The organism is Pseudomonas sp. KH_021 (genome assembly GCF_057838865.1).
The window spans coordinates 5,873,897-5,886,611 of sequence record NZ_CM174477.1 but is presented as its reverse complement, the minus strand read 5'-3'; the positions used below and the strand labels follow the sequence as shown (position 1 = coordinate 5,886,611).

General features: G+C 60.7%; 12 protein-coding genes. 6 read left to right on the top strand and 6 right to left on the bottom strand.

The window, feature by feature from the left end:
- Nucleotides 1-19 precede the first annotated feature (19 nt).
- Nucleotides 20-553 carry a twin-arginine translocation pathway signal protein gene (locus AC3IX4_RS27060; protein WP_489258364.1) on the bottom strand — a complete coding sequence of 178 codons (534 nt, stop codon included), beginning with the start codon at nucleotides 551-553 and terminating at the stop codon, nucleotides 20-22.
- Between the two features lie 9 nt (nucleotides 554-562).
- The gene (locus tag AC3IX4_RS27055) at nucleotides 563-1,999 is read right to left on the bottom strand and encodes a coniferyl aldehyde dehydrogenase (RefSeq protein ID WP_489258363.1); all 1,437 of its coding nucleotides are present in this window, start codon (nucleotides 1,997-1,999) and stop codon (nucleotides 563-565) included.
- A 152-nt stretch (nucleotides 2,000-2,151) separates the two neighbouring features.
- On the opposite strand from AC3IX4_RS27055, the gene AC3IX4_RS27050 reads away from it, so the two are divergent.
- The gene (locus AC3IX4_RS27050) at nucleotides 2,152-2,817 is read left to right on the top strand and encodes a TetR/AcrR family transcriptional regulator (RefSeq protein ID WP_489258362.1); all 666 of its coding nucleotides are present in this window, start codon (nucleotides 2,152-2,154) and stop codon (nucleotides 2,815-2,817) included.
- 55 nt (nucleotides 2,818-2,872) lie between these two features.
- The gene (locus tag AC3IX4_RS27045) at nucleotides 2,873-3,727 is read left to right on the top strand and encodes a sulfurtransferase (protein WP_489258361.1); all 855 of its coding nucleotides are present in this window, start codon (nucleotides 2,873-2,875) and stop codon (nucleotides 3,725-3,727) included.
- A 12-nt stretch (nucleotides 3,728-3,739) separates the two neighbouring features.
- Here AC3IX4_RS27045 and AC3IX4_RS27040 read toward each other — a convergent pair whose 3' ends face one another.
- The 4 genes from AC3IX4_RS27040 to AC3IX4_RS27025 form a co-directional block, all read right to left on the bottom strand.
- Nucleotides 3,740-4,732, bottom strand: a complete 993-nt coding sequence (locus tag AC3IX4_RS27040; protein ID WP_489258360.1) for a hydrolase — start codon at nucleotides 4,730-4,732, stop codon at nucleotides 3,740-3,742.
- Nucleotides 4,733-4,837: 105 nt separating this feature from the next.
- Nucleotides 4,838-5,431 (bottom strand): 16S rRNA (guanine(966)-N(2))-methyltransferase RsmD, encoded by a 594-nt coding sequence (gene rsmD / locus AC3IX4_RS27035; RefSeq protein ID WP_489258359.1) that lies wholly within the window; start codon nucleotides 5,429-5,431, stop codon nucleotides 4,838-4,840.
- Nucleotides 5,431-6,927 (bottom strand): M16 family metallopeptidase, encoded by a 1,497-nt coding sequence (locus AC3IX4_RS27030; protein ID WP_489258358.1) that lies wholly within the window; start codon nucleotides 6,925-6,927, stop codon nucleotides 5,431-5,433. Before AC3IX4_RS27030 ends, rsmD begins: the two co-directional genes overlap by 1 nt.
- A complete protein-coding gene (locus AC3IX4_RS27025) occupies nucleotides 6,920-8,275 on the bottom strand; it encodes a M16 family metallopeptidase (protein ID WP_489258357.1) in 1,356 nt (451 codons plus the stop codon). The genes AC3IX4_RS27030 and AC3IX4_RS27025 overlap by 8 nt, the downstream gene beginning before the upstream one ends.
- A 232-nt stretch (nucleotides 8,276-8,507) precedes the next feature.
- Here AC3IX4_RS27025 and ftsY point away from each other — a divergent pair, with 232 nt between their 5' ends.
- The 4 genes from ftsY (at nucleotide 8,508) to rpoH (ending at nucleotide 12,689) form a co-directional block, all read left to right on the top strand.
- Nucleotides 8,508-10,037 (top strand): signal recognition particle-docking protein FtsY, encoded by a 1,530-nt coding sequence (gene ftsY / locus AC3IX4_RS27020; RefSeq protein ID WP_489258356.1) that lies wholly within the window; start codon nucleotides 8,508-8,510, stop codon nucleotides 10,035-10,037.
- Nucleotides 10,034-10,705 carry a cell division ATP-binding protein FtsE gene (gene ftsE / locus AC3IX4_RS27015; protein WP_489258355.1) on the top strand — a complete coding sequence of 224 codons (672 nt, stop codon included), beginning with the start codon at nucleotides 10,034-10,036 and terminating at the stop codon, nucleotides 10,703-10,705. Before ftsY ends, ftsE begins: the two co-directional genes overlap by 4 nt.
- The gene (gene ftsX, locus AC3IX4_RS27010; protein ID WP_489258354.1) at nucleotides 10,702-11,727 is read left to right on the top strand and encodes a permease-like cell division protein FtsX; all 1,026 of its coding nucleotides are present in this window, start codon (nucleotides 10,702-10,704) and stop codon (nucleotides 11,725-11,727) included. The genes ftsE and ftsX overlap by 4 nt, the downstream gene beginning before the upstream one ends.
- Nucleotides 11,728-11,834: 107 nt before the next feature.
- Complete coding sequence (rpoH, locus tag AC3IX4_RS27005) at nucleotides 11,835-12,689, top strand: RNA polymerase sigma factor RpoH (RefSeq protein ID WP_489258353.1); 855 nt, start codon at nucleotides 11,835-11,837, stop codon at nucleotides 12,687-12,689.
- The last annotated feature ends 26 nt before the right edge of the window (nucleotides 12,690-12,715 follow it).

The window sequence follows — 12,715 nt, the reverse complement described above, 5'->3', positions numbered from 1 at the left end:
GTTGTTGTGTGTCCGGCGGTCAGATCTTCGGCGGCCCTGGGTATCCGCAACGGCCCCAGGCTTCTTGGCCATCGAACCAGGCCATGCTGATCAACTGCAGCAATGAGGTGTGACCCATTTGTAAAAGGTTCAGCGAGCTGGTTCGCCAGCGTTCAAGAAAGGTTGCGATATCGGCAGCGCTCGCCGTCTCCCAGCGTCCCCAGATGCCGGTGAGCGGCCCACGGGTAACGGGCATGGCGAGCACGTCGAATAGCTGCTGGGTCAGCTTGAGCATGGACGGGGAAAGGTGATCAAGGCTGTTATCGAGCCGTTGCAAGGTCGCCGCAATGGCGTCTTGCAGGTGGTCGGTCGGCAGGCTGCCCGCCAGCAGCACCGGGATCAACGCCTCAAGCAGCGGCAAATCAGTCTCGCGCAGCACCTTGAAGCCGTTTGCCGCCGTGTTGCTTGAACAGCCACTCAAGCTGGCGCCAAGACCGGCAGTGGCCAAAAAGGCACTGGCGCACAGGCCCAACTTGAGCACGCTTCGGCGACTGGTCATCAGAGTCGGCGTCATAAGGTTTGCTCAGCGTATGAACAGTTTGTAGATCAGTTTTTGAATCGACTTGCCGTAGGGCGGATAAATGAATCGCGCCGAATTGAAACGCCCCTTGCGCAGCACGCCTTTGGCTTTGCTGAAGGTCAGGAAGCCTTCATGGCCATGGTAATGGCCCATGCCTGAAGGGCCGATGCCACCAAACGGCATATCGTCCTGGGCCACATGCAGCAAGGTGTCGTTCAGGCATACCCCGCCGCAATGGCTGCGCTCCAACACCCTTTGCTGGGCGGCACGGTCATGGCCAAAGTAATACAGCGCCAGTGGCCGTGGCCGCTGGTTGATATAGGCCAGGGCCTGATCCAGGCTCTTATAGGGAACGATGGGCAGCAATGGCCCGAAAATTTCGTCCTGCATGATACGCATTTCGTCGCTGACACCGAGCAGCAGGGCTGGCTCCATCTTTCGACCCTGTCGCTGCCGGGCGTCGTACAGGGAAATCACCTGGGCGCCCTTGGCGCGTGCGTCGTCCAGATAACTGTCCAGGCGGGCCAGGTGTCGAGCGTTGATGATGGCTGTGTAGTCTGGGTTATCCACAAGTGTGGGATAAAAACCCAACACGGCCTGGCGGTAAGCATCGACAAAACCGTCGACCCGGTCTTCGGGCACCAACACATAGTCAGGTGCCACGCAGGTCTGGCCAGCGTTTAGGGTTTTGCCGAAGGCGATACGCTCGGCCGCCTCCTTGAGGGAAACGTCTGCCGAGACAATCGCCGGGGACTTGCCGCCCAATTCCAGTGTGACCGGCGTCAGGTTTTGCGCGGCGGCGCTCATGACCTGCTTGCCAACGCTGGTGGCGCCGGTGAACAACAAATGATCGAACGGCAGTTGCGAGAAGGCCACGCCGATATCGGCCTCGCCCAGCACAACGGTGACCAGGTCCTGAGGGAATAGCCGTTCAAACAGGTTTTTGAGCAATTGCCCGGTGGCAGGGGTGGCCTCGCTGAGCTTGAGCATCACGCGGTTGCCCGCTGCCAGCGCCCCGGTGAGCGGGCCGATCGCCAGAAACAGCGGGTAGTTCCAGGGCACGATAATGCCGACGACCCCCAGCGGCTGGTAAACCACCTGTGCCGATGCCGGCTGAAACGCCAGCCCCACCTTGCGCCGGGAAGGCTTCATCCAGCGGGCCAGGTGTTTGCGGGCGTAGTGAATGCCTTGCAGGCTGGGCATCAGTTCGGCGAGCAGTGTTTCGTCAGCGCTGCGTTGGCTGAAGTCCTGGTGGATGGCCTCGATCAAGCGAGGTTGCTCATCCAGCAGCATCCTCTGCAGTGCCTTTAGCCATTGCTGGCGCTGTGCGGCGCAAGGCATCGGATTGGCCGCAAAAGCCTGGCGTTGCGCGGTAAACAATGGCTTCAGTAACGCTTGGGGAGAAAAATGCGATGACATCACAGCCGGTTCAGCGGACATGGCAGGTTCCATGACGACAGGAGTGGATTTGTAGAGCTTATACTCTAGAAATCGTCTTGCTGCATTAATTTGCGCAAATTGCGGATTACATCCACCGGGCGATAAACCGTAAGATGCAGAAACACATTCAAGCTCATGTTTTGGACTCAGCCATGGCCCCGCGAATAAAGACCCGCGAGCGCATCGTGCAACACAGCCTCGAATTGTTTAACCAGCAGGGCGAGCGTAGCGTCAGTACCAATCACATCGCAGCGCATATGGAGATCTCGCCCGGTAATCTCTATTACCACTTCGCCAACAAGCAGGCGATCATCTCCGTGCTGTTCACCGAGTATGAGGTTCTGGTCGACAGCTTTCTGCGCCCGCCCCAGGGCCGCCTGGCGACCGTCGAAGACAAACGTGTCTACCTCAAGGAGTTGTTGGCGGCGATGTGGAGTTATCGATTCCTGCATCGTGACCTGGAGCATCTACTCGACAGCGACCCGGAACTGGCCGAGCGCTACCGGCACTTCTCTCAGCGCTGCCTGATTCAAGGCCAGGCTATCTATCGAGGCTTTGTCGAGGCTGGCATCCTCAAGATGGAGGCTGCGCAGGTCGAGTCTCTGACACTCAACGCCTGGATCATCCTCACTTCATGGGTCAGGTTTTTGTGTACTACGCGGGAAAATTCTTCGCATTTAAGCGAAGAAGCCTACAAGCGAGGTGTCTATCAAGTATTGATGCTGGAATTGGGCTTTGTTACACCTGAGGCCCGGGCCGCAGTAAATGCCTTGTGTGAGGAATTTTGCGTACCCCTGAACCAGGCGCTGGAGCAATAGAGCCCGGGCCTGAAGATTCAGCGTTCTCTGATAGTGACTTGAACTGGAGCCTGCCATGCCAATTGCGCAACTGATCAGCCCCCAACAACTGGCCGCTCGCCTGGAGCGGCCGGGGTTGGTAATTCTTGATTGTCGTTTTTTGCTGGATGATGCTGATTACGGCCAGCGCAGCTATGCCGAGGGCCACATCGCCGGTGCTCATTTTGCCGACCTGGAACGTGATCTCAGCGGCCCGGTGGTCAAGGGTGTGACTGGGCGCCATCCGCTGCCGGCACCGGGGCAGTTGATTGAGCGCTTGCAAGCCTGGGGGATCGATAACAGCAGCGACGTGGTGGTGTATGACGATGGCCCAGGTGCCTTCGCGGCACGGGCCTGGTGGCTGCTGGCCTGGCTGGGCAAGCGCGAGGGTGTCTACCTGCTTGATGGCGGCCTCAAGGCTTGGCATGGAGCAGGATTGCCCCTGAGCCTGGACTCGCCTTCGTCCACCCGCGGGCACTTCAGTGGCCAGCCGGATGCGGCGCTGGTTGTGACGGCTGAGCAACTGCAAAAACGCCTTGGCCGGCCAGAACTGACACTGCTCGATGCTCGCGCCCAACCGCGCTTTCGTGGGGACGTCGAGCCGATCGACCCGGTGGCCGGGCATATTCCGGGCGCTCAATGCGCGGCGTTTACCGAAAACCTCGGGGCGGATGGACACTTTTTGCCGGCTGGCGAGCTCAAGAAACGTTTTGACCTGATGCTGGGTGATCGTCCGGCCGAAAAGCTGGTGGCCTATTGCGGCTCTGGCGTGACGGCCTGTCACAACTTGTTCGCCTTGTGCCTGGCCGGATACCCGCTGGCGCCGCTGTATGCGGGGTCGTGGAGTGAGTGGATTACCGATGCGTCGCGCGGGGTTGCGAAAGGCGATTAAGCGTCGGCGCCCTCACTGCAATGCCTGCAGCCACTGGGGAATACGGCGTTCGAGGTAATAGCCTGGACTTTTCAACGAGCCGTCGACAAACCCGACATGGCCGCCCCGTGCGTGTACCTCCAGGGTTGTGCTGGCAGTGAGCTCATTGGCGCTGGGCAGGCTATGGGGAAACACAAACGGGTCGTCCTTGGCGTGAATAATCAGGGTTGGCGTCTTGTTCTGGCCTAGAAAATACCGGCTGGAGGCCCGTTTGTAGTAGTCGTGGGCATCGCGAAAGCCGTTCAGTGGCGCGGTGACGCGGCCGTCGAAATCCCAGAATGTCTTGAGGTTGTTCAGGGGGCCAAGGCGGTCGATGGCGTCCAGGCCGTCCTGAAGGCCTTCGTGTTGAAAACGTCTTTGTTTATCTTTGAGGTAGGTCAGCATCGCTCGCATGAAATGCGCTTGATAGACCTTTGAAAAGCCCATGCCGATGCGGTCGGCACATTGATCCAGCCGAAAGGGTACCGAGACGGCGACAGCGCCCTGCAGCATGCTGTTCGAGCCGCTTTCACCCAGATGCTTGAGCAGTATATTGCCGCCCAGCGAGTAACCCACCGCATACAACGGTGCTTGCGGGCGTTGAGCGCGTATGTGGGAAATGGTGGCGGCCAAGTCTTCACTGGCACCGGAATGGTAGCTGCGTGGCAGCAGGTTGGGCTCGCCCGAGCAGCCGCGCCAGTTCACCGCCGCGCTGGCCCAGCCGCGATGCGCCAGGGCTTGCTGCAGCCCCAGCACATACGGCGATGAGGACGAGCCGGTCAAGCCATGCAGCACCAGCACCAGCGGGGCGTCGAACAGATGCGGGCCGTGCCAGTCCAGGTCCAGGAAGTCGCCATCGTCCAGCCACAGCCGTTCACGCTGGCGATCGAGCACGGGTATCTTGCGCCAGAGCGGGCCCCACAGTGTTTGCAGATGAGGGTTGGCGAGGCCTAAAGCAGGACGAAAAGAGTGGGAAGAAGGGGGCATCGGCAGATCCTCTGGCAGCGTTGATACGTTGCTACAAGGCTGCATCCGTGTATGCCCCTCTACTGCGGATGTGCCCTGTGGCTCGGCACATTCAATGTCGCGATATCAGCCGCGTTTCCATAGCGCGTAGTACACCTGGCCGGCCTTTTTCTCCCGGTGCAGGCGCCAGTTGGCGGGCATCGGCAGGGTCGAGGGCGGTGTCTCGCTTTCAGTGTAGACCCATGCATCGGCGGCCAGCCACTGCTGTTGCTCAAGCAGCGTGCAGGTGTCGGTCAGCAGGTTCTGATGGAACGGCGGGTCCAGGAACACCACATCAAAGACTTGGCTTGCCGGTGCCTGTAGAAAACGCAAGGCGTCGATCTGCTGCACCTGGCCGTTGGTGCAGCGCAGGGTTTCAAGATTCTGCCGCAGGCTGCTGATGGCGGCCAGGTTGTTGTCCAGCGCCAGCGCCGAAGCGGCCCCGCGAGACAGGGCCTCCAGGTACAGCGCGCCGCTGCCGGCAAAGGCGTCCAGCACTTTGGCGCCCTCGATGTGGGCGGCCAACCAGTTGAACAGGGTTTCGCGTACGCGGTCAGGCGTTGGGCGCAGGCCAGGGGCGTCGGGGAAGCTCAGGCGTCGGCTGCGCCATTCGCCGCCGATGATACGCAACTGGCCCTGGCCACCGTGGGCCTTGTTCGATTTTGCAGAGGGGCTTGGCATTAGTGCTCCGGTACACCGAGCGGCTGCTCGGCGGGTTTTTCAGTGGGTGGCGGCAGGGGCTTTTGCGGCACTTGCGGGCCAACCGTGACCACCACCATCTTATCGGCGGTCAGGTGTTTGTTCAGGGCGGTGCGAACCTGCTCGACGGTCAGCGCCTGGGATTGCTCCATGAAGTCTTCCAGGTAGGTGAGCGGCAGGTCATAGAAGCCGATGGCGCCCAATTGGCCAACAATACTGGAGTTGCTGGCGTTGGTCAGCGGGAAACTGCCAGCCAGCTCGCGCTTGGCGTCATTCAGCTCCTGTTGGGTCGGGCCGGTTTTCAGGTAATCGCGCAGCAGGTCCTGAACCAGATTCAGGGTGCCCTCGCTGAGCTCGGCGCGGGTTTGCAGGTTGATCATGAAGGGGCCACGGGCCTGCATCGGGCTGAATGCCGAATAAACGCCATAGGTCAGGCCGCGCTTCTCCCGCACTTCGCTCATCAGGCGGGTACCGAAGCTGCCGCCACCAAGGATCTGGTTGCCCAGCGACAGCGCCGCGTAGTCCGGGTCTTTGCGGTCGATGCCCAGCTGCGCCAGCATCAGGTGAGTCTGCTTGGACGGGAAGTCGATATGGCTTGGGCCCGGCTTGGGCTCTTCAGGTTGGGCGACCTTGGCCAGCGCAGGGCCCTTGGGCAGTGCGGCAGACACCTTGGCGGCGATGGCCTGGGCTTCGTCGCGGGACAGGTCTCCGACCATGGCGATGACGACATTGCCTGCCGCGTAGGCACGCTGGTGGAACGCCTTCAACTGAGCCAGGGTGACGCCGGGAATGGATTGGGAATCGCCATCGCTTGAGTGAGCATACGGGTGATCACCGTACAGGCGCTTGAACAGCTCAAGGCCAGCCTGCTTGCCCGGATTCTGCTTCTGGTACTCAAAGCCTGCCAGCAACTGGTTCTTGATGCGGTCCAGCGAATCGGCCGGGAAGGTGGGCTTGCCGACCACTTCGGCGAACAGGCTCAAAGCCGGTTCGCGCTTGTCGACGGCACTCAGGCTGCGCAGCGAGGCGACGGCCATGTCACGGTAGGCACCGTTGCCAAAGTCGGCACCCAGGCCTTCGAAGCCTTCGGCGATGGCGCTGACATCCTTGCCAGCCACGCCTTCATTGAGCATGGCGTTGGTCAGGGTGGCCAGGCCGGGTGTGCCCTCGTCCTGGCTGCTGCCAGCGGCAAAGGTCAGGCGCAGGTCGAACATTGGCAGCTCGTGAGCCTCGACGAACAGTACTTTTGCGCCTTCGGCGGTGTTCCACGTCTGGATGTTCAGATGACGGCGGCTAGGTGCCTTGCCATCGAGTTCAGCCAGCGACTGCAAGGTGTTGGCCGGTTTTGCCGCAGCGGCGGCCGGTTGGGTGGCATTGTCCGATTGCGCCGCGCGGGTGACGAATACGCCAGCCACAACCAGCGCCAGTACGATCCCGAGGCCTGGCAGGGCGAAGCGGGATAGGGTGCGCTTACTCATGAGCGGCTTCCTCGGGTAAAACGTGGGCAACGCTCAGGCGTTCGCGGCTGAAGTAGGTACGAGCGGCGGTCTGGATGTCGGCTGGGGTCACGCTTTTCAGTTCATCCAGTTCGCTGTCGATGAGTTTCCACGAAAGGCCGACGGTCTCCAGCTGGCCGATAGTGGTGGCTTGGCTGCTGATCGAGTCGCGGTCGTAGACCAGCCCGGCGATGACCTGGGCGCGGACACGCTCCAGTTCTTCGGGGGTGGGTGGGGTTTTCTTCAATTCGTCGAGTAGCTGCCAGAAACCTTTCTCGACATCTTTCAGGGACTTGTTCTTTTGCGTGTTTGGCGTGGCCGACAACATGAACAGGCTGTCGCCGCGAGTGAACGGGTTGTAGCTCGACGAAGCGCTGGACACCAGCTCCTGGCCGCGTTCGAGTTGGGTCGACATGCGGGCGCTGTAGCCACCGTCGAGCAACGCTGCGATCAGGCGCAGGGCATGTACGGTGCGCGGATCCTTGGTGGTGGTAAGGCTTGGCACGTTGAATCCCAATATCACGCTCGGTAATTGGGTACGCACGTGCAGGGTCAACTGGCGCAGGCCTGGCTCGGCCAGCTCCAGTGGCAGCTTGGTTGGCGGAATCGGGCGCTTGGCGATGGAACCGAAGTAACGCTGCGCCATGGCCTTCACTTCATCGGGCTTTACATCACCCACCACCACGAGCGTGGCATTGTTCGGGACATACCAGGACTGGTACCAGTGGCGCAGCTCTTCGACCTGCATGCGGTCCAGGTCGGCCATCCAGCCGATGGTCGGGGTGTGATAGCCGCTGGCAGGGTAGGCCATGGCCTTGAACAGCTCGAAGGCCTTGGCGTTGGGGTTGTCATCGGTACGCAGGCGGCGTTCTTCCTTGATGACTTCGATTTCCCGGCTGAACTCGTCGGCCGGCAGGCGCAGGCTGGCCATGCGATCGGCTTCGAGCTCCATGGCGACACCCAGGCGATCACGGGCCAGGACCTGGTAGTAGGCGGTGTAGTCATCGCTGGTGAAGGCGTTTTCCTCGGCGCCCAGGTCACGCAGGATGCGTGAGGCTTCACCTGGGCCGATCTTCTCGCTGCCCTTGAACATCATGTGTTCCAGGGCATGGGACAGGCCCGTCTGGCCGGGTGATTCGTAGCTGGAGCCGACTTTGTACCAGACCTGGGAGACGACCACCGGGGCTCGATGGTCTTCGCGCACCACGACCTTCAGGCCGTTATCGAGGATAAATTCATGGGTTGGCTGTGGATCAGCGGCAAAAGCGGCAAACGGCAGGCAAATTGTGCTGAGCAACAGGCCAGCAGCGCGGCGGGCTAGAGCATTCATTCGTTTTTAAACCTGTAGGACTGCCCGCGTGGTCTTAGCGTCGGCGGGCGAGGAGGTGCTAGGATACTGGTCCGGTGAACTGGCGACCATGCCTGGATGCAGAGATCCCCTGAGGTCTCTCAACAAAATGTTGCGCATGAACGAGCCGGATTAAAAATAGTCTGTTCCTGCGTATTAGAATTTTTTCCGACGCGCCGCCTGGCGCGTCGCTACTTTGAGATATCCGTCTTCCATGTTTGGTTCCAACGACGACAAAAAGACCCCGGCCCCGGCCGAAGAAAAGAAAGGCCTGTTCGGCTGGTTTCGCAAAAAGCCCCAGCAACCGGTTGCCGAACAGCCACCCACACCCGAGCCTGAAGCGCCTGCTGTCGCTGCAGAGGTGCCTGTAGACGCGTCGGCAGCCCAGGCCCCGGTTGTCACGCCTGTCATTGCTCCCGCCGAGCCTGAGCCCGTCGCCGTCGCGCCGGCAGAGGTTTTGCCAGCGCATGGGCTGGTGCTGCCGGTTCCTGAGGAGCCGGTGGCCTTGGTGCCAGAGCTACAGCCTGACGAGCCGCCGGCCATTCCGGCGCTGATAGTGCCTGAGCCTGAGCCTGAGCCAGCCCCGGCACCCGCTCCTGAAGCGCCAGCTCCCGTGCAACCTGCCGTTGTCATTGAGCCTGTAGCGCCGCCACCACCACCTGCACCGGTCGTCGCTGCTGTCGCGTCTGCAGTGATTGAGGCGCAAGCTCCGACTGCACCTGCACCTGCACCTGCACCTGCACCTGCACCTGCACCTGCACCTGCTGCTCCTGAGCCTGAACCGGCTGCACCTGCGACCAGCGAAGCCGCAAAAGTCGGCTTCTTTGCCCGCCTCAAGCAAGGGCTGTCCAAGACCAGCGCCAGCATTGGCGAAGGTATGGCCAGCCTGTTCCTGGGCAAGAAGGTCATCGATGACGAACTGCTCGACGAGATCGAAACTCGCCTGCTGACCGCCGATGTGGGCGTGGAAGCCACGACGGTTATCGTCCAGAGCCTCACTCAGAAAGTGGCGCGCAAGCAATTGGCCGACGCCGATGCCCTGTACAAATCGCTGCAGGGCGAGTTGGCCGACATGCTTCGCCCGGTCGAGCAACCGCTGCAGATCAAGTCCGAGAACAAGCCGTTCGTGATCCTGGTCGTTGGCGTCAACGGCGCAGGCAAGACCACCACCATCGGCAAATTGGCGAAAAAGCTGCAGCTTGATGGCAAGAAAGTCATGCTGGCCGCTGGCGACACCTTCCGCGCGGCGGCGGTCGAGCAGTTGCAGGTCTGGGGCGAACGCAACCAGATCCCGGTCATCGCCCAGCACACGGGTGCCGATTCGGCTTCGGTCATCTTCGATGCGGTGCAAGCGGCCAAGGCGCGCGGTATTGATGTGTTGATCGCCGATACCGCTGGTCGCCTGCACACCAAAGACAACCTGATGGAAGAACTGAAAAAAGTTCGCCGCGTGATCGGCAAGCTCGACGCCGATGCCCCGCACGAAGTCTTGCTGGTGCTCGACGCTGGCACAGGCCAGAACGCCATCAACCAATGCAAGCAGTTCAACCAGACCGTCTCCTTGACTGGCCTGGCCTTGACTAAGCTGGACGGCACGGCCAAGGGCGGGGTGATTTTTGCGCTGGCCAAGCAATTCGGCCTGCCGATCCGCTACATTGGTGTAGGCGAGAGCATCGATGATTTGCGAGATTTTGAAGCAGAGTCTTTTGTCCAGGCATTGTTTGCCGAACGGGAGCGTTCATGATTCGTTTCGAACAGGTCGGTAAACGCTATCCGAACGGTCACGTCGGCCTGCATGAACTGAGCTTTCGAGTACGACGCGGCGAGTTTCTGTTCGTTACCGGCCACTCTGGTGCCGGTAAATCCACGTTGTTGCGTCTGTTACTGGCCATGGAGCGACCGACGACCGGTAAGCTCCTGCTGGCCGGGCAGGACCTGGGCCAGATCAGTACGGCGCAGATCCCGTTCCTGCGCCGCCAGATCGGCGTCGTTTTCCAGAACCACCAATTGCTGTTCGATCGCACGGTCTTCAACAACGTGGCGCTGCCCTTGCAAATCCTGGGGCTTTCCAAGCTGGAAGTCGCCAAGCGCGTCGACTCAGCCTTGGAGCGCGTGGCGCTGTCCGATAAGGCCGAGCTCTACCCTGGCGACCTTTCTACCGGCCAACAGCAGCGCGTGGGCATTGCCCGTGCCATCGTGCACCGCCCGGCCCTGCTGCTGGCGGATGAGCCGACCGGTAACCTCGACCCGCGCCTGGCCGCGGAGATCATGGGTGTATTCGAAGATATCAATCGCCTGGGCACCAGTGTGCTGATCGCCAGCCACGACCTGGCCCTGATCGCGCGCATGCGCCATCGCATGCTGACTTTACAGCGCGGCCGCTTGATCGGTGATGGGGAGGCCAGTCAATGAGCGCAACACGTAGTCCCAAGGTATCGGAGCGAGTCGCGCCCAAGGCCGCCGACCCGTTGCCACCGAAAAAGAAGCCTCGTGATGAAGACGACGGCCCGGATTTTGGCACGCTGTTCAATGCCTGGCTCGAAAGCCATCGCTCAAGCCTGGTCGACAGCCTTCGTCGCCTGGGCAAGCAACCCATCGGCAGCTTTTTCACCTGCCTGGTGATGGCCATCGCCCTGAGCCTGCCCATGGGCTTGTCGCTGCTGCTTAACAACGTCGAACGCCTGGGCGGCTCCTGGCAGCGTGCGGCACAGATTTCGTTGTATCTGCAGATGGACGCCAGCGACCAGGACGGCCAAGCCTTACGCGCGCAGGTCAAGGGCCTGGGCGGTGTGGCGGAAGTGGAATACATCAGCCGCGATCAGGCTTTGAGTGAGTTCCAGAAGCAATCTGGCCTGGGCGATGCCCTGCGTGAGCTACCAGACAACCCACTGCCGAACGTGATGGTGGTAACGCCCCTGGAGGTCGATAAGGCCGCCCTGGAGGCACTCCGCCAGCATCTGTCTGAGTTGCCCAAGGTGCAGCAGGCACAACTGGATTTGGTGTGGGTCGAGCGCTTGGCGGCCATTCTCAAATTGGGTGACCGGTTTGTGTTTGGCCTGACCGTTTTGCTGGTGGCGGCGCTCTTGCTCGTAATTGGTAACACAATTCGCCTGCACATCGAAAACCGCCGTACCGAGATCGAAGTGATCAAGTTGGTGGGCGGCACCGACAGCTACGTGCGCAGGCCCTTCCTGTATATGGGCGCGCTGTACGGGCTGGGCGCTGGCGTGCTCTCCTGGGGTGTCCTGGCGTTTGGCCTGGACTGGCTCAACGACGCGGTTGTCGACCTTGCCGGCCTGTACGGCAGCAATTTCTCGTTGGCCGGCGTACCGGTAGCCGATGGTCTATCACTCTTGCTTGGTGCCGTGCTGTTAGGGTATATCGGTGCATGGATTGCGGTCGCTCGTCATTTAAGCGAGCTGGCACCGCGATAATGTTTTTTTGCCATCATTGACCGAAGTGTCAGGAACTTCTATTTAGGTTCCCGGTCTATGTGGCTGTGTCTTTAGGCACACATCTTGTGAGTCGGAGGTTTTTTCGTATGACCACTTCGTTGCAGCCTGCATATGCCTTGGTCCCGGGTGCGAACCTGGAGGCCTACGTGCACACCGTGAACAGCATTCCCTTGCTGACCCCGGAGCAGGAGCGTGAACTGGCCGAGAGTCTCTACTATGAGCAGAACCTTGAGTCTGCTCGGCAGATGGTCCTCGCTCACCTGCGCTTTGTCGTACACATCGCTCGCAGCTATTCCGGTTATGGTCTGGCCCAGGCCGACCTGATCCAGGAAGGCAACGTTGGCTTGATGAAAGCGGTAAAACGCTTCAACCCTGAAATGGGTGTGCGCCTGGTGTCCTTTGCCGTGCACTGGATCAAGGCAGAAATCCACGAGTTCATCCTGCGCAACTGGCGCATCGTCAAGGTCGCGACCACCAAGGCCCAGCGCAAGTTGTTCTTCAACCTGCGCAGCCAGAAGAAGCGCCTGGCCTGGTTGAACAACGACGAAGTCCATCGCGTGGCCGAAAGCCTGGGCGTGGAGCCTCGTGAAGTGCGGGAGATGGAAAGTCGCCTGACCGGCCAGGACATGGCCTTCGACCCGGCGTCCGAAGCCGACGACGACAGCGCCTTCCAGTCGCCAGCCAACTATCTGGAAGACCACCGTTACGACCCGGCGCGCCAGCTGGAGGAAGCCGATTGGAGCGACAACTCCAACAGCAACCTGCACGAAGCGCTGGAAGTACTGGACGACCGTAGTCGCGACATTCTCTACCAGCGCTGGTTGGCTGAAGAGAAAGCCACGCTGCATGACCTGGCTGAGAAGTACAACGTATCGGCCGAGCGTATCCGCCAGTTGGAAAAGAACGCCATGAACAAGGTCAAGGCTTCGATAGCCGCTTGATTTTGTACTAGTAAAACAAAAAGCCC